General features: G+C 68.5%; 20 protein-coding genes. 19 read left to right on the top strand and 1 reads right to left on the bottom strand.

Going from position 1 to position 23,125, the window contains the following annotated elements; all coding sequences use genetic code 11:
• Positions 1 to 74: 74 nt before the first annotated feature.
• The 6 genes from pxpA (at position 75) to ABCU91_RS00580 (ending at position 11,364) form a co-directional block, all read left to right on the top strand.
• Entirely contained in the window at positions 75 to 830 is a 756-nt protein-coding gene (pxpA, locus tag ABCU91_RS00605; protein WP_413354350.1) for a 5-oxoprolinase subunit PxpA, read from the top strand.
• On the top strand, positions 824 to 2,368 hold the full coding sequence (locus ABCU91_RS00600; protein ID WP_413354349.1) for a 5-oxoprolinase/urea amidolyase family protein: 1,545 nt from the start codon (positions 824 to 826) through the stop codon (positions 2,366 to 2,368). Before pxpA ends, ABCU91_RS00600 begins: the two co-directional genes overlap by 7 nt.
• Positions 2,369 to 2,394: 26 nt before the next feature.
• Entirely contained in the window at positions 2,395 to 2,982 is a 588-nt protein-coding gene (locus ABCU91_RS00595) for a hypothetical protein (RefSeq protein ID WP_413354347.1), read from the top strand.
• A 256-nt stretch (positions 2,983 to 3,238) separates the two neighbouring features.
• Positions 3,239 to 6,736, top strand: a complete 3,498-nt coding sequence (locus ABCU91_RS00590; protein WP_091356797.1) for a DNA-directed RNA polymerase subunit beta — start codon at positions 3,239 to 3,241, stop codon at positions 6,734 to 6,736.
• Positions 6,737 to 6,777: 41 nt separating this feature from the next.
• Entirely contained in the window at positions 6,778 to 10,653 is a 3,876-nt protein-coding gene (gene rpoC, locus ABCU91_RS00585; protein ID WP_091356793.1) for a DNA-directed RNA polymerase subunit beta', read from the top strand.
• Positions 10,654 to 10,755: 102 nt separating this feature from the next.
• Positions 10,756 to 11,364 (top strand): hypothetical protein, encoded by a 609-nt coding sequence (locus tag ABCU91_RS00580; protein WP_413354346.1) that lies wholly within the window; start codon positions 10,756 to 10,758, stop codon positions 11,362 to 11,364.
• Positions 11,365 to 11,368: 4 nt separating this feature from the next.
• Here the strand turns inward: ABCU91_RS00580 and ABCU91_RS00575 are convergent, their stop codons facing one another.
• Complete coding sequence (locus tag ABCU91_RS00575) at positions 11,369 to 11,974, bottom strand: hypothetical protein (protein WP_413354345.1); 606 nt, start codon at positions 11,972 to 11,974, stop codon at positions 11,369 to 11,371.
• 131 nt (positions 11,975 to 12,105) lie between these two features.
• Between ABCU91_RS00575 and ABCU91_RS00570 the strand changes: the two genes are divergently transcribed.
• The 13 genes from ABCU91_RS00570 to rplW all read left to right on the top strand — a co-directional run bounded on the left by ABCU91_RS00570 (position 12,106) and on the right by rplW (position 23,125).
• Positions 12,106 to 13,182 (top strand): ABC transporter, encoded by a 1,077-nt coding sequence (locus ABCU91_RS00570; protein ID WP_413354344.1) that lies wholly within the window; start codon positions 12,106 to 12,108, stop codon positions 13,180 to 13,182.
• A gap of 16 nt (positions 13,183 to 13,198) precedes the next feature.
• Positions 13,199 to 13,666, top strand: a complete 468-nt coding sequence (locus ABCU91_RS00565) for a hypothetical protein (RefSeq protein WP_413354343.1) — start codon at positions 13,199 to 13,201, stop codon at positions 13,664 to 13,666.
• A gap of 66 nt (positions 13,667 to 13,732) precedes the next feature.
• Positions 13,733 to 14,392 carry a spermidine/putrescine ABC transporter substrate-binding protein gene (locus ABCU91_RS00560; protein WP_133399241.1) on the top strand — a complete coding sequence of 220 codons (660 nt, stop codon included), beginning with the start codon at positions 13,733 to 13,735 and terminating at the stop codon, positions 14,390 to 14,392.
• A gap of 42 nt (positions 14,393 to 14,434) precedes the next feature.
• Positions 14,435 to 15,733 carry a DUF5684 domain-containing protein gene (locus ABCU91_RS00555; RefSeq protein WP_413354342.1) on the top strand — a complete coding sequence of 433 codons (1,299 nt, stop codon included), beginning with the start codon at positions 14,435 to 14,437 and terminating at the stop codon, positions 15,731 to 15,733.
• A 305-nt stretch (positions 15,734 to 16,038) separates the two neighbouring features.
• Entirely contained in the window at positions 16,039 to 16,407 is a 369-nt protein-coding gene (gene rpsL / locus ABCU91_RS00550) for a 30S ribosomal protein S12 (protein ID WP_018171438.1), read from the top strand.
• Positions 16,408 to 16,412: 5 nt separating this feature from the next.
• A complete protein-coding gene (rpsG, locus tag ABCU91_RS00545) occupies positions 16,413 to 16,883 on the top strand; it encodes a 30S ribosomal protein S7 (RefSeq protein ID WP_018187368.1) in 471 nt (156 codons plus the stop codon).
• 77 nt (positions 16,884 to 16,960) lie between these two features.
• Positions 16,961 to 19,075: an elongation factor G gene (gene fusA / locus ABCU91_RS00540; protein WP_065570950.1), complete on the top strand. Its 2,115-nt coding sequence runs from the start codon at positions 16,961 to 16,963 to the stop codon at positions 19,073 to 19,075.
• Positions 19,076 to 19,222: 147 nt separating this feature from the next.
• Complete coding sequence (tuf, locus tag ABCU91_RS00535) at positions 19,223 to 20,413, top strand: elongation factor Tu (protein WP_091356773.1); 1,191 nt, start codon at positions 19,223 to 19,225, stop codon at positions 20,411 to 20,413.
• A gap of 131 nt (positions 20,414 to 20,544) precedes the next feature.
• The gene (locus tag ABCU91_RS00530) at positions 20,545 to 20,772 is read left to right on the top strand and encodes an Rv0909 family putative TA system antitoxin (protein WP_413354341.1); all 228 of its coding nucleotides are present in this window, start codon (positions 20,545 to 20,547) and stop codon (positions 20,770 to 20,772) included.
• A gap of 412 nt (positions 20,773 to 21,184) precedes the next feature.
• Positions 21,185 to 21,493: a 30S ribosomal protein S10 gene (rpsJ, locus tag ABCU91_RS00525; RefSeq protein WP_040162964.1), complete on the top strand. Its 309-nt coding sequence runs from the start codon at positions 21,185 to 21,187 to the stop codon at positions 21,491 to 21,493.
• 11 nt (positions 21,494 to 21,504) lie between these two features.
• Positions 21,505 to 22,164, top strand: coding sequence for a 50S ribosomal protein L3 (rplC, locus tag ABCU91_RS00520; protein WP_091356766.1), 660 nt, complete (start codon positions 21,505 to 21,507; stop codon positions 22,162 to 22,164).
• A 2-nt stretch (positions 22,165 to 22,166) separates the two neighbouring features.
• The gene (gene rplD / locus ABCU91_RS00515) at positions 22,167 to 22,829 is read left to right on the top strand and encodes a 50S ribosomal protein L4 (protein ID WP_413354340.1); all 663 of its coding nucleotides are present in this window, start codon (positions 22,167 to 22,169) and stop codon (positions 22,827 to 22,829) included.
• The gene (gene rplW, locus ABCU91_RS00510; protein WP_064003330.1) at positions 22,826 to 23,125 is read left to right on the top strand and encodes a 50S ribosomal protein L23; all 300 of its coding nucleotides are present in this window, start codon (positions 22,826 to 22,828) and stop codon (positions 23,123 to 23,125) included. The genes rplD and rplW overlap by 4 nt, the downstream gene beginning before the upstream one ends.

Below are 23,125 nucleotides of genomic sequence, written 5' to 3'. Positions count from 1 at the left end.
CGAGTCCGGAGCCGACCAGCGCTTGACGGATCCTTCCTCCACCGTTCATCCTGCCCCGCCGGTACCGTGGCCTCATGGCGTCGATCGACCTGAACGCGGACCTCGGCGAGACGGTCGACGGTGTGCCGACCGCCGACGACGAGGCGATGTTCGCGGTGGTCTCGAGTGCGTCCGTGGCTTGCGGAGGCCATGCGGGTGACGCCGCCTCGATGACGGATGCCGTCCGCCGCGCGATGGCCCAGGGCGTCGCCGTGGGGGCCCACCCCTCCTTCGCAGACCGGGCCGGGTTCGGCCGCGTCGCGCTCGCCGTGGCGCCGGCTCCCCTGCGCGACCAGGTGCGGGAGCAGATCGCCGCGCTCCTCCGCGCCGGAGCCGACCTCCGCTACGTGAAGCCGCACGGCGCGCTCTACCACGCCGTCACGACCGATCCCGAGACCGCACTCGCCGTCGCGGATGCCGTCGCCGACGTGTCCGCCGATCTCGGCAGGCCCGTCCCGCTCCTCGGGATGCCGGGGGAGATCGCCGCGGTCGCGGCGAGTCGCGGCATCCCCTTCTTCATCGAGGCCTTCCTCGACCGCGGCTACCTCCCCTCGGGTGGGCTCGTCCCGCGGACGGAACCGGGCGCTCTGCTGCACGACCCCGACCTCGTCGCGGAGCGGGCCGTGACCCTGGTCCGGGAGGGGCGGGTCGACGCCGTCGACGGCTCGACGATCCGGGTGGAGGCGGCATCCCTGTGCCTTCATGGCGACACCGCCGGCTCGGTCGCGATGGCGCGAGCGGTCCGCGCGGCGCTCGACGCGGCGGGGATCGCGGTGCGCGCCCCGTGGTGATCCTGCCGTTCGGCGACAGCGCCCTGCTCGCCGAGGTCGACGCGCTCGCCGACGTCCTGGATCTGCACGCCCGCCTGGCCGGGACGCGCCCCGCGGGGGTCGTCGATCTCGTTCCCGCAGCGCGCACGGTGCTCGTCCACGTCGATCCCGCGGTCCTGCCGCTGACGGCGGCCCGCGCCTGGATCACGGCGACGGATGCCGCGCCCCGCGTCCCGGCGGAGGCCGCGACCGCACCGGAGGAGGTCGAGGTGCCGGTCGTGTACGACGGCGCAGACCTCGCCGAGACGGCATCCCTCCTCGGCCTGTCGGTGGAGCAGCTCGTCGCGCGACACCTCGCGGCGCGCTGGACGGTCGCCTTCACGGGCTTCGCCCCGGGGTTCGGCTACCTGGTGAGCGACGACTGGGACCTCGACGTGCCCCGCCACGCGACACCCCGCACGCGCGTGCCGCAGGGCGCGGTCGCGCTCGCCGGCCGGTTCTCCGGGGCATACCCGCGGGAGACCCCCGGCGGGTGGCAGCTCATCGGCACGACGGACGCGACCCTGTTCGAACCCGGTGCGCGTCGCCCCGTGCTGCTGCGCCCGGGCACGAGGGTGCGGTTCCGCCGGGCTGCCGCGCAGCCGATCGGCCGCGTCCTGTCGTCCGCCGCGCCGGCCGCGCCCGCCGCGTTCACGGTCACCGACCCGGGCGCGCTCGCGACGGTGCAGGATGCCGGTCGCCCGGGACGTCTCGCCGACGGCGTCGCCCGCTCGGGCGCGGCGGACCTGCCCGCGTTCGCCGCGGCGAACCGGCTCGTCGGCAACGCGCCCGGTGCCGCGGGCCTCGAGATCACCCTCGGTGGTTTCCGGGCGACGGCGCGGCGCGACCTCTGGATCGCGGCGACCGGGGCGTGGGCGCCGCTCCACGTGGCGGGACGCGAGGTCGACCCGTACCGCCCGGTCCGGTGGCCCGCCGGCACCGAGCTCGTGATCGGGACCGCTCGCGCCGGCGTCCGCGTCGTCCTCGCCGTTCGTGGCGGTGTCGCCGCGGCTACCGCGCTCGGCTCCGCCGCGACCGACACGCTCGCGGGCATCGGACCGGACCCGCTGCGCGCGGGCGACGAGGTCGCGACGGCGGATGCCGCGCGGCATCCCGTCCCGCCCGTCGACTCCTGGCCGTGGACACCGCCGTCCGACGGGCTCGTGGTCGAGGTCGCCGCCGGCCCTCGGGGCGACTGGTTCACGCCCGCCGCGCGGCGGGCGTTCCTGGCCACGCGGTGGGTCGTCGACGCGAGAGCGGATCGCGTCGGCATCCGGCTCGACGGTCCTCCGCTGGAACGAACCACGGATGCCGTGGCCCGAGAGCTCCCGAGCGAGGGGATGCTGCCCGGCGCCATCCAGGTCCCGCCGGACGGGTGTCCCGTGATCCTCGGGCCGGACGGCCCTGTGACCGGCGGATACCCCGTCATCGCCGTCGTCACCGCTGCGGGTCGGGCGGCGCTCGCGCAGGCGAGACCGGGCTCGCATCTTCTGCTGCGGAGCGCAAGCCCCGGGCCGTGACCGACCGCGCCGCGTACGTTGGCGGTATGTCCCGCCGTCGTGCCTCCGTCGTCCTCGTCCTCCTGACCGGACTGACCCTGACCGGGTGCGCCGCCCCTGCGCAGGCTCCCGAGACCTCGGCCGTGGAGACACCGGCGCCCGAGACGGGGGCCGAATTCAGCCCGGCCGCCGGCGACACCATCACGGCAGAGCAGTACACGCTCACCCTCCCCGACGGATGGGGTTTCCCCGACGGCGCACCGGAAGGCTTCGACGAGACGACCTTCGCCGCCGACCTGACCATCGAGGACGGCTACCGCGACAACGTCAACATCCTGGTCTCCCCCGGGGGAGAGGTGACCTCCGAGCAGGTCGAGGAGGCCGGGGTCGCCCAGCTCGAAGAGGCCGGGGCGTCGGACGTTCAGGCGTTGGACCGCGTCACGGCCGCCGGCTCGGAGTCGGCGCACCTCACCGCGCGTGTCGACCAGGGCGGGACACCCTATGTGATCGACCAGTTCTACCTCGTCAACGCGGGACAGACCTACATCGTCACGTTCGCCTCGGATGCTGAGAAGCCGCAGGCGGAGCGCGACGCCCTCGCGCAGTCGGTCCTCGTGACCTGGCAGTGGGTCTGACGGACCGGGGTCCGACTGACGGTCGCCCGCAAGTTATACCGCAGCCTGCCGAACTCGTCAACGATCCGACTGGACACGGCGCGTCGCGCGTCCTATAGTGGGTAGTTGCGCTCCCCTCTACTTGCCCTCATATGGTGGTCGGCTTGTGCCTGCGCCCCCGGCGGTCTCCGTCGGCGCGCGCCGCAGGCGTGGACGGGAGTACTCCACCTGACGACAAGGAAAACCAGCCCTCCCCGGGCTCACGGAGGTAATTCCCTTGGCTGCTGCGCGCAACGCAACTTCCACCACCACCATCAAGAACGGCCGCGGAGCATCCCGCCTCTCGTTCGCCAAGATCTCCGACACGCTGGAGGTTCCTGACCTCCTGGCGCTGCAGACCGAGTCGTTCGACTGGCTCGTCGGCAACGAGGCATGGAAGGCACGCGTCGCCGAGGCGCAGGCCGCCGGGCGCACCGATGTCCCCGAGATCAGCGGCCTCGAGGAGATCTTCGAGGAGATCTCGCCGATCGAGGACCTGGGCGAGACGATGCAGCTCTCGTTCACGAACCCCTACCTCGAGCCCGAGAAGTACTCCATCGAGGAGTGCAAGGAGCGCGGCAAGACCTACGCCGCCCCGCTCTACGTCGAGGCCGAGTTCATGAACCACCTCACGGGTGAGATCAAGACGCAGACGGTCTTCATGGGCGACTTCCCGCTCCAGACCGCGCGAGGCACCTTCATCATCAACGGCACCGAGCGCGTCGTCGTCTCGCAGCTCGTCCGTTCGCCCGGTGTCTACTTCGACAAGACCCCCGACAAGACGTCCGACAAGGACATCGTCTCGGCGCGCGTCATCCCCAGCCGCGGTGCGTGGCTCGAGTTCGAGATCGACAAGCGCGACCAGGTCGGCGTCCGCATCGACCGCAAGCGCAAGCAGTCGGTCACCGTCTTCCTCAAGGCCCTCGGCCTGACGACCGAAGACATCATGCAGGAGTTCGCGGGCTTCAGCTCGATCGAGGAGACCCTCGAGAAGGACACGATCCTCACCAAGGAGGACGCGCTCCGCGACATCTACCGCAAGCTCCGTCCGGGTGAGCAGGTCGCCGCCGAGGCCGCCCGCGCGCTGCTGGACAACTTCTACTTCAACCCGAAGCGCTACGACCTGGCCAAGGTCGGCCGGTACAAGATCAACCAGAAGCTCGGCATCGACAAGCAGCTGAGCGACTCGGTCCTGACCGTCGAGGACATCGTCGCGACGATCAAGTACCTCGTGCGCCTCCACCGCGGCGACGTCAGCTACGACGGCACCCGCGGCGGCAAGGCTGCGGAGATCCGCCTGGACGTCGACGACATCGACAACTTCGGCAACCGTCGCATCCGCGCCGTCGGCGAGCTCATCCAGAACCAGGTCCGCACCGGTCTGTCCCGCATGGAGCGCGTCGTCCGCGAGCGCATGACGACGCAGGACATCGAGGCGATCACGCCGCAGACCCTGATCAACGTCCGCCCCGTCGTGGCCGCGATCAAGGAGTTCTTTGGAACCTCGCAGCTGTCGCAGTTCATGGACCAGAACAACCCGCTCGCGGGTCTGACCCACAAGCGTCGCCTCTCGGCGCTCGGCCCCGGTGGCCTCTCGCGTGAGCGTGCCGGCGTCGAGGTCCGTGACGTCCACCCCTCGCACTACGGCCGCATGTGCCCGATCGAGACCCCTGAAGGCCCGAACATCGGTCTGATCGGCTCGCTCGCATCGTTCGCGCGCATCAACGCGTTCGGCTTCATCGAGACGCCGTACCGCCGCGTGGTGGGCAACAAGGTCACCGACCAGATCGACTACCTCACGGCGGCCGAAGAGGCCGACTACGTCGTGGCGCAGGCCGGTGTCGAGCTCAACGCCGACGGCACGTTCGTCAACGACCGCATCCTCGCCCGCCGCGGCCAGGGTGGCGAGGTCGACCTGTTCCCGGTCGACGAGATCGGCTACATGGATGTCTCGCCGCGCCAGATGGTGTCGGTCGCGACCTCGCTCATCCCCTTCCTCGAGCACGACGACGCGAACCGCGCCCTCATGGGTGCGAACATGCAGCGTCAGGCCGTCCCGCTGCTGCGCAGCGAGTCACCGATCGTCGGTACGGGTATGGAGGGCTACGCCGCCATCGACGCGGGTGACGTCATCACCGCGCAGAAGGCCGGTGTCGTCTCCGAGGTCTCCGCGGACGTCGTCACCGTCCAGCTCGACGAGGGTGGCACGCAGGACTACTTCCTCCGCAAGTTCGACCGCTCCAACCAGGGCACGTCGTACAACCAGCGCGTCGTGGTCTCGGCCGGTGAGCGCGTCGAGGTCGGCGAGGTCATCGCCGACGGTCCCGCCACCGAGGACGGCGAGCTCGCCCTCGGCAAGAACCTCCTCGTCGCGTTCATGACGTGGGAGGGTCACAACTTCGAGGACGCCATCATCCTCAGCCAGGAGCTCGTCAAGAACGACACCCTCTCCTCGATCCACATCGAGGAGTACGAGGTCGACGCTCGCGACACCAAGCTGGGCAAGGAGGAGATCACCCGTGACCTCCCCAACGTCAGCCCCGACCTGCTGAAGGACCTCGACGAGCGCGGCATCATCCGCATCGGTGCCGAGGTCCGCCCCGGCGACATCCTGGTCGGCAAGGTCACGCCCAAGGGCGAGACCGAGCTCTCGGCCGAGGAGCGCCTCCTCCGCGCGATCTTCAACGAGAAGAGCCGCGAAGTCCGCGACACCTCGCTGAAGGTGCCCCACGGTGAGCAGGGCACGATCATCGCCGTCAAGGAGTTCAACGCCGAGGACGGCGACGACGAGCTCGGCTCGGGCGTCAACCGCCGCGTCGTGGTCTACATCGCCCAGAAGCGCAAGATCACCGCGGGTGACAAGCTCGCCGGCCGCCACGGCAACAAGGGTGTCATCGCGAAGATCCTGCCCGTCGAGGACATGCCCTTCCTCGCGGACGGCACCCCGGTCGACGTCGTACTCAACCCGCTCGGCATCCCCGGTCGAATGAACTTCGGCCAGGTCCTCGAGACCCACCTCGGATGGGTCGCCAAGCAGGGCTGGAAGGTCGACGGTTCGCCGGAGTGGGCTGCCAAGCTCCCCGAGCAGGCTCGCGAGGCCGCTCCCGGCACGAAGGTCGCCACCCCGGTGTTCGACGGCGCGTTCGAGGAGGAGATCGCAGGTCTGCTCGACTCGACGAACCTGACCCGCGACGGAGAGCGTCTGATCGACAGCTCCGGCAAGGCGAAGCTGTTCGACGGCCGCTCGGGTGAGCCGTTCCCGGCCGGCATCTCGGTCGGTTACATGTACATCCTGAAGCTGCACCACCTTGTCGACGACAAGATCCACGCACGCTCGACGGGCCCCTACTCGATGATCACCCAGCAGCCGCTCGGCGGTAAGGCCCAGTTCGGTGGCCAGCGCTTCGGTGAGATGGAGGTCTGGGCGCTCGAGGCCTACGGCGCCGCATACGCGCTGCAGGAGCTGCTGACGATCAAGTCCGACGACATCGTGGGCCGCGTCAAGGTCTACGAAGCGATCGTCAAGGGCGAGAACATCCAGGAGCCCGGCATCCCGGAGTCGTTCAAGGTCCTCATGAAGGAGATGCAGTCCCTCTGCCTGAACGTCGAGGTCCTCTCGGCCGACGGCACCGAGGTGAACCTGCGTGACAGTGACGACGAGGCCTTCCGCGCTGCGGAAGAGCTCGGCATCAACATCTCCACCCGGTTCGAGTCGACGTCGATCGACGAGATCTGACCCGCACCGGCAACGAACAGAATTCCGACACAGGAGAATCAGTGCTCGAGTCACACACCTTCGATCAGCTTCGCATCGGTCTCGCCACCGCCGACGACATCCGTCGTTGGTCCTTCGGCGAGGTCAAGAAGCCCGAGACCATCAACTACCGCACGCTGAAGCCCGAGAAGGACGGCCTCTTCGGAGAGCAGATCTTCGGACCTTCGCGCGACTGGGAGTGCGCCTGCGGTAAGTACAAGCGCGTCCGCTTCAAGGGCATCGTCTGCGAGCGCTGCGGCGTGGAGGTCACCAAGTCCTCCGTTCGTCGTGAGCGCATGGGCCACATCGAGCTCGCCGCCCCCGTCACCCACATCTGGTACTTCAAGGGCGTGCCTTCGCGCCTCGGATACCTGCTGGACATGGCGCCGAAGGACCTCGAGAAGGTCATCTACTTCGCCGCCTACATGGTGATCTCGGTCGACGAGGATGCGCGTCACCGCGACCTCCCGACTCACGAGGCCAACCTCCGCCTCGAGATCAAGAACATCGCCGACCGGCGCGACGCCCGCGTCGCCGACCGCCTGCAGAAGCTGGAAGACGAGCTCGCCGCCCTCGAGGCGGAGGGAGCCAAGGCCGACCAGAAGAAGAAGGCCAAGGACGCCGCCGAGAAGGAGATGACCACGATCCGCAAGCGCGGCGACGAGCAGGTCGCCAAGCTCGAGCGGATGTGGGACGAGTTCCGCGGCCTCGAGGTCGGTCAGCTCAAGCAGGAAGACGACATCTTCCAGGAGCTGCAGGACCGCTTCGGCCAGTACTTCGAGGCCTACATGGGCGCCGAGTCGATCAAGCGTCGCCTCGAGGCGTTCGACCTGGCCGCCGAGGCGGACTCGCTGCACCTGCAGATCTCCGAGGGCAAGGGCCAGCGCAAGATCCGCGCGATCAAGCGTCTGAAGGTCGTCAACTCGTTCCTGTCGACGGGCATGAGCCCCGCATCGATGGTCCTGGACGTCGTCCCGGTCATCCCGCCGGAGCTCCGCCCCATGGTCCAGCTCGACGGTGGCCGTTTCGCCACGTCGGACCTGAACGACCTGTACCGTCGCGTCATCAACCGCAACAACCGTCTTCGTCGTCTGATCGACCTCGGTGCCCCCGAGATCATCGTCAACAACGAGAAGCGGATGCTGCAGGAGGCCGTCGACGCCCTGTTCGACAACGGCCGCCGCGGTCGTCCCGTCACCGGTACCGGCAACCGCGCCCTGAAGTCCCTCAGCGACATGCTGAAGGGTAAGCAGGGTCGCTTCCGCCAGAACCTGCTCGGCAAGCGCGTCGACTACTCGGGCCGTTCGGTCATCATCGTCGGCCCGCAGCTGAAGCTGCACCAGTGCGGTCTGCCCAAGCAGATGGCGCTGGAGCTCTTCAAGCCGTTCGTCATCAAGCGCCTGATCGACCTCGGTCACTCGCAGAACATCAAGGCCGCCAAGCGCGCTGTCGAGCGCACCCGTCCCGAGGTCTGGGACGTGCTCGAGGAGATCATCCGCGAGCGTCCGGTTCTCCTGAACCGTGCGCCCACGCTGCACCGCCTCGGCATCCAGGCGTTCGAGCCGCAGCTCGTCGAGGGCAAGGCCATCCAGCTCCACCCGCTCGTCTGCGCCGCCTTCAACGCGGACTTCGACGGTGACCAGATGGCCGTGCACCTGCCGCTGTCGGTCGAGGCTCAGGCCGAGGCACGCGTGCTGATGCTCGCCTCGAACAACATCCTGAAGCCGTCGGACGGCCGTCCGGTGACCCTGCCCTCGCAGGACATGATCATCGGTCTCCACCACCTGACGACCCTCAAGGAGGGCGCCGCCGGTGAGGGCCGTGTGTTCGGTTCCGTCGGTGAGGCGATCCTGGCCAAGGACGAGGGCACCCTCGACCTGCAGGCCAAGGTCCGCATCCGCGTCCCCGGCCTGACATTCCTCGAGGGGGAGGCTCCGGAGGGCTACGAGCGTCACGGTCTGGTGGATGCTTCGCTCGGCCAGGCGATCTTCAACGACACCCTCCCCAAGGGCTACCCGTTCGTTCGCGAGCAGGCCGATAAGGGCAAGCTGTCGCAGATCGTCAACAAGCTGGCCGAGGAGTACCCGAAGACCGAGGTCGCGGCATCCCTCGACCGGATCAAGGATGCCGGCTTCCACTGGGCCACCCGTTCGGGTGTGACCGTCGCCCTCAGCGACGTCCTCACGCCGCCGAACAAGAAGGAGATCGTCGCCGCCTACGAGAAGCAGGCAGCGAAGGTCCAGGGTCAGTTCGAGAAGGGCCTCACGACCGACGCCGAGCGTCGCCAGGAGCTCATCAAGATCTGGACCGAGGCGACCGACGAGGTCCAGAAAGCGATGCGGGACAACTTCCCGTCCGACAACACCATCAACCGCATGGTGAGCTCGGGTGCTCGTGGTAACTGGCTGCAGATCCGCAACATCGCGGGTATGCGAGGCCTGGTGAACAACCCCAAGGGTGAGATCATCCCCCGTCCGATCATCTCCTCGTACCGTGAAGGTCTGTCGGTGGCGGAGTACTTCATCGCGACGCACGGTGCCCGTAAGGGTCTGGCCGACACGGCCCTCCGTACGGCCGACTCGGGGTACCTCACGCGTCGTCTCGTCGACGTCTCGCAGGATGTCATCATCCGCGAGGAGGACTGCGGCACGACCAAGGGTCTCGAGTTCACGATCGCCGCTCCCGGCGCCGACGGCGAGCTCGTCCGCGACGCGAACGTCGAGAACTCGGTGTTCGCCCGTACCCTGGCCGCCGCTGTGGTCGACGCTCAGGGCACCGTCCTGGCCGAGGCCGGCGACGACGTGGGCGACGTCCTCATCGACAAGCTGGTCGCCGGTGGTATCGAGAGCATCAAGGTGCGCTCGGTCCTGACCTGCGACTCGGCCGTCGGTGTCTGCGCGAAGTGCTACGGCCGTTCGCTGGCCAGCGGCAAGCTCGTCGACATCGGCGAGGCCGTCGGCATCATCGCCGCTCAGTCGATCGGTGAGCCCGGAACCCAGCTGACGATGCGCACGTTCCACACCGGTGGTTCGGCATCGGCGGATGACATCACCCAGGGTCTGCCCCGCGTCCAGGAGCTGTTCGAGGCTCGTACCCCCAAGGGTGCGTCCCCGATCGCCGAGGCCGACGGTGTCATCAAGATCGATGAGACCGACAAGGCCAAGAAGCTCATCCTGACCCCGGACAACGGCGACGAGCCGCACGTCTACCCGGTCCTCAAGCGCGCCACCCTCCTCGTCGAGGACGGCCAGCGCGTCGTGGTCGGTCAGCCGCTGCAGGTCGGAACGCTCGACCCCAAGGAGGTCATGCGCGTGCAGGGTGCCCGCGAGGTGCAGAAGTACCTCGTCGGCGGCGTGCAGGGTGTGTACCGCTCGCAGGGTGTGCCGATCCACGACAAGCACATCGAGGTCATCGTGCGCCAGATGCTGCGCAAGGTCACGGTCGTCGACCACGGCGAGACGGACCTGCTGCCCGGTGAGCTGGTGGACTTCAAGCGCTACCAGCAGATGAACCGCGAGGCGGTCGCGGCGGGCAAGCGTCCCGCGTCGGGTCGCCCCGAGCTGATGGGTATCACGAAGGCGTCGCTCGCGACGGAGTCGTGGCTCTCGGCCGCATCGTTCCAGGAGACCACCCGCGTCCTCACGCAGGCGGCCATGGAGGGCAAGAGCGACCCGCTCGTCGGCCTCAAGGAGAACGTCATCATCGGAAAGCTCATCCCCGCCGGCACCGGCCTTGCGAAGTACCGCAACGTCGTGGTCGAGGCGACGGAGGAGGCCAAGAGCGAGCGGTACCCCAACCGCATCTTCGCCTCGGACGGCGCGTACAGCGACGCCGACCTGAGCTACGTCGACTTCGACAGCTTCTCGACCGACGACTTCACCCCCGGCAGCTACAACTGATCGAGGTGTGAACGTCCGACCGAAGGCCCCCGGGACATGTTCCCGGGGGCCTTCGGCGTTGCCGCAGCAAGACATCGGTCCGGCGCCACTACCGTGGGACGCATGGCACGGGTCGCAGGGCGGAACTCGGTTTTCGCATGGTTGGTCGGGGTGGTCAGCGCGGCGGTCGTCGTGACGCTGCTGGTCCTCGCCTTCCCCCTGTTCCCTGCGGCGACGCAGTGGGTCGCCCAGGCAGGCGGTGCCCAGCCCGCGGGGGAGCCCGCACCGGCGGCGTCCGGCGCAGCGAGCGACGGCCCGCGTACATGCCGCGATCTCTACAACGAGGCATCCTGGGCAGGACTGCGCTGGACGGACGGCGCCGAGCTCGCCGAATCCACCGACCCGCCCGTCTCGACGGCGGAGGAACTCGTGGCAGCCCTCGAGCCGGCGGTCGTCGTGACGTGCCGGTGGACCTCGGACGAGGGAGAGATCTCCACGACGGTCGCGACCGTGCCGACGGATGCCGGGGCTGTCGCAGCGGCTGCGCTGCCCGCCAAGAAGTACACGTGCGGCGACGCCGAGGGCCGGGTCCGCTGCACGCGCACCGACGGCGACCTCATCGAGACGATCGAGGCCGGTGGCGACCGGTGGGTGTCGACCTCGCAGCGGGCATGGCACCCGGCGGGCTATGCCGACGCTGTCGCCGAGGTCGTCTGGCCGGCAGCGGGCTGAGGCCTCAGCCCCAGATCGCCTTCACGATCCCGTCGGTGTACCCCTGCGGGGCGAGGTTCCGGTACTGGGTGTCGATGGCGACGCCGTCGCGCCAGAACACGGTGCGTCCCTCCGACAGTCCGAGGTCGTCGGTCCCGCGCTTCTCGCATCGGAGTCCCTCGTCGGGCTCGTAGCAGAGGTAGCCGTCATCGACGCCGAGCAGATAGAGGGCATCGCGTGCGTCGCGCTCGGGGGAGTAGCCGACGACGGTGACGAGGCTCGTGCGGCTCGCCCCGGGGTCCGCCCATACGCACACGCGGCTGCTGTCGGGTCGGATGCCGCCGCCCATCCCGGGGGCGTTCAGCGGGATGCCGTCGAGCGAGGCGCGGATGTCGGGGGTCAGGATGCTCTCGCAGTCGGACGGCAGCGGGGTCGTGGACGAGGAGGGACCGAACGGGAAGTCGGCGATGGCGACGGGGGTGACCGTGGGAGCAGGGGTCCCGGATGCCGCGCCGGTGGGCGCCGGAGGTGCGGCATCCGGTTCGGGCGCACAGGCTGTGACGCTCAACGCGAGGAGGACGGCTGCGGTGGTGGCGAGAGTCCGCCCGATCGTCGCCTGCCGCCTCGCCATGTCTCCACGATACGCACCGCGGCGGGCACCGCCTCCGAGACACGTCGGGGCGCCTCCGCGGCGCCTGTCAGGCGCGGGGATACGCTCGCTTCAGCGGCGGCGCACGCCCCTGCGTGAGGAGTGACACGGCAATGAGCGACCCCCAGTTCGGCGAGCGCAACGACAAGACGACCGAGCCGGCCTTCGGCGAGCCCGTGGCGGAGCCCACGTCCGCGGATGGATCGCGTGGCGTGGACGATGTCGTCGGCAGCGCCAACGACAGCCTCGCCGACGCTGAGGCGGCGTCGCGCACGGCTGACGACCGCCCCCGCGGAGACCGGTCCTTCGACGCGACCGACCGCGGGTCGGACCTTTCCGTCGACTACAGCAAGTACAGCGAGCCCGACGCCCCCGTGACCGCGAGCGCGGTCAGCAGCGAGCCGCTGTATCGCCCGGCCACGCCCGAGGCCGAGTCCGCTCCCGCTGAATCCACCGAGGCGACCCGTGCGAACGACACAGTGACGAACGACACCGTGACGAAGGATGCCGCGGCCCGCGCCGTCGCGACCGAGGCGTACGCGCACGCCGATCACACGCCGACGACCGTCACCGCGAGCGAGCCGGCAGCGGCGACAGCCGCGCCGACCGCCGTGTACTCCCAGCAGCCGATCTTCGTGCAGGCGCCCGAGGCACCGCGGCCGCGCGGCAACCGTGGCGCGGCAGGAGCGATCGGTCTCCTCGCGGCGCTCCTGTTCGCGGTGCTGTACCTTGCGGCGACCCTCGGCCTCATCGCCCTCACGGACGGCCTCGCCGTCAACACGCTCGGCCAGACCGTCGTCGATATCGTCACCACGTGGAGCTTCTGGGTTCCGGTCGTGGTCTTCTTCCTCGGATTCTGGATCCTCGGCGCCTTCATCAACCGCGGCCGCTGGGGACGCTGGGTCGTCTTCGGACTGCTCGTCGGCGCCGTCGCGTACGGGGGACACCTGCTCGGTCAGCTGTTCCAGGCTCCGTTCTGGTCCATCCCCCCGTCGCAGGCCGCTCAGATCGTCGGCGATCAGCTGCTCGCGCCGCTCGCGGTCATCGCCTTCATCCTCGGTCGCGAGATCACCATCTGGTTCGGCGCCTGGGTCGCTGCGCGTGGGCGTCGGGTGACCGAGCTCAACGACGAGGCGCAGCGCGAGTACGAGCGCACGCTCGAAGCCGGCCCGCAGCTGCACCAGTACTGATGTCCGACCGCGGCTGATGACGCCGCCGTCCGGTGTCGCAGCCCCCATCGCCGCGTTCTTCGCGACGGTGGGGTTCGCGGCGCTCGCGATCTGCGGGTTCGGCTTCACGAGCCTGCTCACCGACACCGACGTCCTCTCGGCGCCCGGCCTCGGGCAGGGGTCGGGCATCGCGGCGATGCTCCTGTGCGCCGTCGCCTTCGCCAGGACGGAGTACGGAGCGGTGCGCCGCCGTCGGTACACGGCAGCTCTGTGGGTGACGCTCGCCACGCTCGCCGCGTACCTTCTGGGAGTCGTCCTCGGCGGCGTCCTGAGCGGCGCCGACGCCGCGGCGGCGATCGGTGTCGCGGGGGAGTTCGCGCTGTCCTGGTATGCGCTCGTCCTGGCCGTCACATCCGCAGCGGCTGCGTGGGCGGGCATCGCTCTCCACCGCACGCGCGCCCGCCGTCCGGAGTGGCCGTGGGAGCGCGACGAGGACGAGGAGTGACGGGCCGCGGCATCCTGCTGCCCTGAAATACCCCCGATCGGGCTGAGTCTCCGCGACAATGGACGCGTGGAGCGCTCGCTCGAGACGCAGGTCAGCCAGGCCGTCGAGGCCTGGCTGCGCTGGTTGCCGCGCTGGGAGCCTGCCACCCACCGCGGCCGGGTGGCCCCGTGTCGGCGCTGTCTGGGCTCGCCGGTCCTCTCGGCGGCCGGGCTCGGCTCGGATGTGCCGCACGGTGTGCAGCACGGGCTGTCGACCCGGATCAAGACGATCGTCGACAACGCCGTCGCCCTGTACACAGCGCGGAACCTGCCCATGCTCCAGGCCGAGCTCGACCAGCAGGCCGACCGCAACCGCTCCCGCACCTACCGGCCGTCGGAGGGGCTCGAGCCGGAGTTCGACGGCCTCCCGATGGATCCCGACCCGGTTCCCGGTGCTCCGTTCCTGTTCACGATCGCCGGGATGGCCGACGAGGCGGATGCCGCTGTGCCGGCCCTCCCGCCGCTGTCCGATGATGCGAAGGCGGCGCTTCGGCAGGAGGTCCGCCTCGCGGACGAGTACGCGAGCATGGTCGGCCGCGAGGTGTGCACGCTCCTCCTCCGGCACCGGTTGAGGATACAGACGGCGATCGCGCAGTACGTCGAGCCCCAGATCGCCGCCATGCTCGATGAACTGACACGCTCGCTCGATGCGCCGTTCGACACCGGCGAAGGCCTTCCGGGCGTCTGACCTCCGCCCCGCCGCAGCGGCCCGCGCACGTAGGGTGGAGGGATGAACGGAGTCGACGTCGGTGCGGCGGTCGTCCTGAGCCTGCTGACCGGCATCCTCGGCGTCGCGGTCTACATCTGGGTCGCTCTGGCCCTCGCGGCTGCGTTCCGCAAGATGGGCGAAGACGCGTGGCGTGCGTGGGTGCCGATCGTCAACATCGCCGTCCTCCTGCGTTGGGGCGGCTTCTCGCCGTGGCTGGCGCTCCTGGTCCTCATCCCGGGCCTGGGAACCCTCGCGGTCTGGATCCTCGTCGTCGTCGCGGTACATCGACTCAACCCGGGTTTCGGGTACGGCGCGGGGATGACGGTGGTGGCGGCGCTGCTGTTCCCGGTGTGGGCCACCATCGTCGGTTTCGGCCCTGCGGAGTGGCGGGGCGCACGGCCCGCGCGCGTGCGCGCGCAGCCCGCGGCGCAGCCGGACGACACCTATCCGCCGATCGGGACGCCGATGCCGGAGTTCGGTGCGCCGCTGCCGCCGCCGCCTTTCCCGGCGACGTCCGAGCCTGCGCCCCCGACCCCCCGGACGGGCGTCCCGGCGATGCTGGCGCCCGCTCCGGCATCCGTCGCCCCGCAGCCGTGGTCGCCCGGATCGGACGTTGCGCCGGCGTCGCTCGAAGAGCCGGCGCCCGAAGCCCCCGACCCCACGGCGCCCACGCCGACCGTCCGCTCCGAGGTCAGTCCGCCGGTGCGGGCGAGCAGCCCGGAGATCATCTCGTCGGTGCCCGGTCGCGACGACGCCCCGGTCACACGCCTGCGTCGCTCGGCCGCGCGCACCGACCGCGACGAGCGGGACGTGTTCCCGGAGCTCACGGGGGAGGTCTCCGCCGTCTCGGGGTCGCCCGCCGCCGGGGCGCCCGTATCGGCGGCCGCATCGGTCTCGGCGCAGGAGCGCCGGCGCGACGAGGCCGCGGCACCCTCCTTCGAGGCCGACCTCGAGCGCACCGTCGTCGTGCGGCGCGGCCACCCCCGGTGGGAGCTCGCCCTCCCCGATGCATCGACGGTCACCCTGTCCGCGGACGTCGTCGTGCTCGGGCGCAACCCGGTCTCCGACCCCTCGCACCCCCGCGCGCAGCTGGTCGCCGTCGTCGACGCGACTCGCACGGTCTCGAAGACCCACGCCCGCCTCGAGCGTCGCGGGGACACCTGGCGGATCACGGATCTGGGATCGACCAACGGCATCCTGATCCCCAGTCCGCTCGGTGCGGACGTCGAGCTCCAGCCGGGGGAGGACGTCGAGGTCACGGGCAGGTTCCTGCTCGGCGACGCCGCCCTCCGACTGCACCGGATGGATGCCGGTTCCTGACCGGCGGCGATCGTCACCTGAGCCTTCTCGGTGAACACCGGCCCCGTTTGACCCGGGTTCGCGATCCCGCGTATCATTGAGCGGGTGTGCGCACACGCGCGCAATGCGACGTGCCTCGGTTCGGAGCAGGCGAGGCGAACGCACACAGGGACAGGGCCTGCGAACAGGTCACCCCCACGGCATATCCATCACCCCGTTCGCCGCAGTCGCGGCAAGCCGATGGATCTGTGGTGAAACCACGAACGCTGTCACCGTGCAGCACCTGTGCGAGGCGAGAGCCGCGCGCAGATCGACAAGGAGAGAACGTGCCAACCATTCAGCAGTTGGTTCGCAAGGGTCGCTCGCCGAAGGTCTCGAAGACCAAGGCGCCCGCCCTGAAGGCGAACCCGCAGCAGGCGGGTGTCTGCACCCGCGTGTACACGACCACGCCCAAGAAGCCGAACTCGGCGATGCGCAAGGTCGCTCGTGTGAAGCTCCGCAACGGGACCGAGGTCACCGCCTACATCCCCGGTGAGGGTCACAACCTGCAGGAGCACTCGCTCGTGCTCGTCCGCGGTGGTCGTGTGAAGGACCTCCCCGGTGTGCGTTACAAGATCGTCCGCGGCGCCCTGGACACCCAGGCCGTCAAGAACCGTAAGCAGGCTCGCAGCCGCTACGGCGCCAAGAAGGGTTGAGTTAGATGCCTCGCAAGGGACCCGCACCCCGCCGCGTCGTCGTCAACGACCCGGTCTACGGTGCTCCGATCGTCACCCAGCTGGTGAACAAGATCCTCGTCGATGGCAAGAAGTCCATCGCCGAGGCCATCGTCTACAACGCCCTCAAGGGTGTCGAGGCGAAGAACGGCCAGGACGCCGTCGCGACGCTCAAGAAGGCGCTCGACAACGTCCGCCCCACCCTCGAGGTCAAGAGCCGCCGTGTCGGTGGCTCGACCTACCAGGTTCCCGTCGAGGTCAAGCCGCACCGCGCGAACACGCTCGCGCTGCGCTGGCTCGTCTCGTACGCGAAGGGTCGCCGTGAGAAGACCATGACCGAGCGTCTCCAGAACGAGATCCTGGATGCCTCGAACGGCCTCGGTGCCGCGGTGAAGCGCCGCGAGGACACCCACAAGATGGCCGAGTCGAACCGCGCCTTCGCGCACTACCGCTGGTAATCAGCACCTCGGTGACCGGCCGGGCAACCCCCGGCCGGTCACCCCGCGACATCCGTCACTACACGTAAGGACACCCCGTGGCACAAGAAGTGCTCACCGACCTCAACAAGGTCCGCAACATCGGCATCATGGCGCACATCGATGCCGGCAAGACGACGACGACCGAGCGCATCCTCTTCTACACGGGTGTCAACCACAAGCTGGGCGAGACCCACGACGGCGCCTCGACCACCGACTGGATGGAGCAGGAGAAGGAGCGCGGCATCACGATCACGTCTGCCGCCGTGACCTGCTTCTGGAACAAGAACCAGATCAACATCATCGACACCCCCGGTCACGTCGACTTCACCGTCGAGGTGGAGCGCTCGCTCCGCGTCCTCGACGGCGCCGTCGCCGTCTTCGACGGCAAGGAGGGCGTCGAGCCCCAGTCCGAGACCGTGTGGCGTCAGGCCGACAAGTACGACGTCCCCCGCATCTGCTTCGTCAACAAGATGGACAAGCTCGGCGCGGACTTCTACTTCACCGTCGACACCATCATCAAGCGCCTCGGTGCCAAGCCGCTCGTGCTGCAGCTCCCGATCGGTGCCGAGAACGACTTCGTCGGCGTCATCGACCTCGTCGAGATGCGCGCACTGGTGTGGCCCGGTGACTCCAAGGGTGACGTCACCATGGGCGCCAAGTACGAGGTCCAGGAGATCCCCGCGGACCTCAAGGACCGCGCTGACGAGTACCGTCAGAAGCTCCTCGAGACCGTCGCCGAGTCCGACGACGAGCTGCTCGAGAAGTTCTTCGGCGGCGAAGAGCTGACCCTGGCCGAGATCAAGGGCGCCATCCGCAAGATGACCGTCGCCGGCGAGCTCTACCCCGTGCTCTGCGGCTCGGCGTTCAAGAACCGCGGCGTCCAGCCGATGCTCGACGCGGTCGTCGACTACCTCCCGTCGCCCCTCGACGTGCCCGCCATCGAGGCGCACGACCCGAAGGACGAGGAGAAGGTCATCGAGCGTCACCCCGACGCCAACGACCCGTTCGCCGCGCTGGCCTTCAAGGTCGCCGTGCACCCGTTCTTCGGTCGCCTGACCTACATCCGCGTCTACTCGGGTCAGCTCGACTCGGGTGCGCAGGTCATCAACTCGACCAAGGGCAAGAAGGAGCGCATCGGGAAGATCTTCCAGATGCACGCCAACAAGGAGAACCCGGTCGACGCGGTCACCGCGGGCAACATCTACGCCGTCATCGGCCTGAAGGACACCACCACCGGTGACACCCTGGCAGACCCGGCCGAGCCCGTCGTCCTCGAGTCGATGACGTTCCCCGAGCCCGTCATCGAGGTCGCGATCGAGCCGAAGACCAAGGCCGACCAGGAGAAGCTGGGCATCGCGATCCAGAAGCTCGCCGAAGAGGACCCGACGTTCCGCACGGAGCTCAACCCCGAGACGGGTCAGACCGTCATCAAGGGCATGGGCGAGCTGCACCTCGACATCCTCGTGGACCGCATGAAGCGCGAGTTCCGCGTCGAGGCCAACGTCGGCAAGCCGCAGGTCGCGTACCGCGAGACGATCAAGAAGACCGTCGAGCGTCACGACTACACGCACAAGAAGCAGACCGGTGGTTCGGGTCAGTTCGCGAAGATCCAGTTCGCCCTCGAGCCCCTCGAGGTCACGCCGGACAAGATCTACGAGTTCGAGAACAAGGTCACCGGTGGCCGCATCCCGCGCGAGTACATCGAGCCCACCAACCAGGGCTTCCAGGACGCCATGCAGGTCGGCGTGCTCGCCGGCTTCCCCATGGTGGGTGTCAAGGCGATCCTGACCGATGGCGCGTCGCACGACGTCGACTCGTCCGAGATGGCGTTCAAGATCGCCGGCTCGATGGGCTTCAAGGAGGCCGTCCGCAAGGCGAACCCCGTTCTCCTCGAGCCGCTCATGGCGGTCGAGGTCCGTACTCCCGAGGAGTACATGGGCGACGTCATCGGCGACCTGAACTCGCGTCGTGGCCAGATCCAGTCCATGGAGGACGGTGCGGGCATCAAGATCGTCCGCGCCCTCGTCCCCCTGTCGGAGATGTTCGGCTACATCGGTGACCTGCGCTCGAAGACCTCGGGTCGCGCGGTCTACGCGATGGAGTTCGACAGCTACTCCGAGGTCCCCCGCGCGGTGGCCGACGAGATCGTCCAGAAGACCAAGGGCGAGTAACACCCGCTCTTCGGATGCCGGGGGGCCGGCCCTCGGCATCCGCCCAAACTGAATATCGTCACGTCAACTACACTGACAACATCCCCGTAGAAACCCGGTCGCAATCCAGCGCCCGGATGACTACACGACAGTCCTGAGGAGGACCCAGTGGCCAAGGCCAAGTTCGAGCGGACCAAGCCGCACGTCAACATCGGAACGATCGGTCACGTCGACCACGGCAAGACCACGCTCACCGCTGCCATCTCGAAGGTGCTCGCCGACAAGTTCCCGTCGGCCACCAACGTGCAGCGTGACTTCGCGTCGATCGACTCCGCTCCCGAAGAGCGCCAGCGTGGCATCACGATCAACATCTCGCACGTCGAGTACGAGACCCCGAAGCGTCACTACGCACACGTCGACGCCCCGGGTCACGCTGACTACATCAAGAACATGATCACCGGTGCTGCGCAGATGGACGGCGCGATCCTCGTGGTCGCCGCCACCGACGGCCCGATGGCCCAGACGCGCGAGCACGTCCTGCTCGCCAAGCAGGTCGGCGTCCCCTACCTGATGGTCGCCCTCAACAAGGCCGACATGGTCGACGACGAGGAGATCCTGGAGCTCGTCGAGCTCGAGGTCTCCGAGCTCCTCGCCTCGCAGGGCTTCGCTGAGGACGCTCCCGTCGTCCGCGTCTCGGGCCTCAAGGCTCTCGAGGGCGACGAGAAGTGGGTCCAGTCGATCCTCGACCTCATGGACGCCGCTGACGAGAACATCCCCGACCCCGTGCGTGACAAGGACAAGCCGTTCCTCATGCCGATCGAGGACGTCTTCACGATCACCGGTCGTGGAACGGTCGTCACCGGTCGCGCCGAGCGTGGCACCCTCGCCATCAACTCCGAGGTCGAGATCGTCGGCATCCGCCCGACGCAGAAGACCACGGTCACGGGTATCGAGATGTTCCACAAGCAGCTCGACGAGGCCTGGGCCGGCGAGAACTGTGGTCTGCTCCTCCGTGGTCTCAAGCGCGACGACGTCGAGCGTGGCCAGGTCGTCGTGAAGCCGGGTTCGGTTACGCCGCACACCAACTTCGAGGGCACCGCCTACATCCTCTCGAAGGAGGAGGGTGGCCGTCACAACCCCTTCTACACGAACTACCGCCCGCAGTTCTACTTCCGTACCACGGACGTGACCGGCGTCATCTCGCTGCCCGAGGGCACCGAGATGGTCATGCCCGGTGACACCACGGACATGACGGTGGAGCTCATCCAGCCCATCGCCATGGAAGATGGACTCGGCTTCGCGATCCGTGAGGGTGGCCGCACCGTCGGCGCCGGCACGGTGACCAAGATCATCAAGTAAGTCCTCGGACTTCACCGACAGGGGTCGGGCCTTCGGGCCCGGCCCCTTCGTCGTTCCTGCAAGGGGTGCCGCGTCGATCGTCGGCGATCTAGACTGACCGCGCCGCGGCACCTGCGCGAGCATCGACGGAGATGAGGAAGAGCATGGGAATCGACGACATCGTGGGCAAGGGGAAGCAGTTCCTCGAGCAGCACAAGGACGAGATCGAGAAGAACCTGAAGTCCGATAAGGCCGAGGACGTGAGCGACAAGGTCCTCGATGCCGCGGCCGACTTCGTCAAGAAGGTAGCCCCCGACTCCGTCGACGCGAAGGTCGACGACGTCCGTGACAACGTGGATCGGCGCATCGGCAACGAGTGATCTCGAACCCGGAGAAGGGGTCGGATGCCGCGGCATCCGACCCCTTCTCCGTGGTGGCGGGGAGGTTACCCCGGCGCGCGACACGCCCGGGTTTGCGACACGCCCGAACGGCACGTAGACTGTACAGGTTCCACATTCCTGCGTTTCGCGCGGGATCACTGCCAGGGCAGTGCATAGGCGTCACTGCCTAGGCCGCGGGCAGCAGAACATCACATCCCCACACCCCGCTCCGGAAACGGATTCGTTCGCATGCGTGCGCGGGGGACGGGATGCCGCGGGTAGCCCTGCGGAATGACATCAGAACAGCGGTGCCGATCACCTCGCCTCCGGGCGGGGAGAAGTGCCCGGCGCGTAAGCGCCCCGTGCGTCCAATGCCCCCGAGGTATGACGCGAGAAAGAGAGTGAGCAGACAATGGCGGGACAGAAGATCCGCATTCGCCTGAAGTCGTATGACCACGAGGTCATCGACTCGTCGGCACGCAAAATCGTCGACACCGTGACCCGTGCGGGCGCGACGGTCGTGGGCCCCGTGCCCCTTCCGACCGAGAAGAACGTGGTCGCCGTGATCCGTTCGCCGCACAAGTACAAGGACAGCCGCGAGCACTTCGAGATGCGCACCCACAAGCGCCTCATCGACATCATCGACCCGACGCCCAAGGCCGTCGACTCGCTGATGCGTCTCGACCTCCCGGCCGACGTCAACATCGAGATCAAGCTCTGAGGTCGATCATCATGGCTGACATCAACTCCAAGGTTTCCAAGGGCCTGCTGGGCACCAAGCTCGGCATGACCCAGGTCTGGGACGAGAACGGCAAGGTCGTTCCCGTCACCGTCATCGAAGTCGCCCCCAACGTGGTGACCCAGGTGCGCACGCCCGAGCGCGACGGCTACAACGCCGTTCAGATCGCTTACGGCCAGATCGACCCCCGCAAGGTCAACAAGCCCCAGTCGGCTCACTTCGAGGCTGCTGGTGTGACCCCGCGTCGTCACCTCACCGAGGTGCGCACGGCGGATGCCGCTGACTACTCACTCGGTCAGGAGCTCACCGTCGACGCCACCTTCGAGGCCGGCCAGCTGGTCGACGTCGTCGGCACCAGCAAGGGCAAGGGCTTCGCCGGTGTCATGAAGCGTCACAACTTCAAGGGCGTCTCGGCTTCGCACGGTGCGCACCGCAACCACCGCAAGCCCGGCTCGATCGGCGCATCGTCGACCCCGAGCCGCGTCTTCAAGGGCATGCGCATGGCCGGCCGTATGGGTGGCGAGCGCGTGACCGTCCTCAACCTCACGGTGCACGCCGTCGACGCCGAGAAGGGTCTGCTGCTCGTCAAGGGCGCCGTCCCCGGTGCTCGTGGCCGCATCGTCTACGTCCGCAACGCAGTGAAGGGTGCCTGATCATGGCTGACTCGACTCTCGCGCTCGACGTCGTGAAGGCAGACGGCAACAAGGCCGGCTCCGTTGAGCTGCCCGCCGCACTGTTCGACGTCAAGACGAACATCCCCCTCATCCACCAGGTCGTCGTCGCGCAGCTCGCGGCGGCTCGCCAGGGAACCCACTCGACCAAGCGTCGCGGTGAGGTCTCGGGTGCCGGCCGCAAGCCCTTCAAGCAGAAGGGCACGGGTAACGCCCGTCAGGGCTCGATCCGCGCGCCGCACATGACCGGTGGTGGCATCGTCCACGGACCGAAGCCGCGCAACTACTCGCAGCGCACCCCCAAGAAGATGGTCGCCGCCGCCCTGCTGGGCGCGCTCAGTGACCGGGCACGCGGTGGCCGTCTGCACGTTGTCGACTCGTTCGGCATCGAAGGCGCGCCCTCGACGAAGGCCGCTGTCGCGGTCCTCGGCCAGCTCGCGCCGACCAAGAACGTCATGGTCGTCATCACCCGTGATGACGAGCTGACCGTCAAGAGCGTCCGCAACCTCGCGTACGTCCACGTTCTGACGTTCGACCAGCTCAACGCCTACGACGTGCTCGTCTCCGACGACATCGTCTTCACCAAGGCCGCCTACGACGCGTTCGTCGCTGCGAAGGCCGGCTCCACCGAGGAGGTCTCGGCATGACCGCCGTCAACAAGGACCCGCGCGACATCATCCTGAAGCCGGTCGTCTCCGAGAAGAGCTACGGGCTCATCGACGAGGGCAAGTACACGTTCCTCGTGGACCCCCGCGCCACCAAGACCGAGATCAAGCTCGCCATCGAGAAGATCTTCGGCGTCAAGGTCGCGTCGGTGAACACGCTCAACCGCCCGGGCAAGTCCCGCCGCACCCGTTTCGGCACCGGTAAGCGCAAGGACACCAAGCGCGCCATCGTGAGCCTGAAGTCGGGCACCATCGACATCTTCACGGCCGTCGGCTGA

It is taken from the genome of Microbacterium phoenicis (assembly GCF_047302325.1).
Lineage (GTDB): Bacteria > Actinomycetota > Actinomycetes > Actinomycetales > Microbacteriaceae > Microbacterium.
Note: the sequence above shows the minus strand (reverse complement) of the source record. Positions and strands in the feature narration are given on the sequence as shown.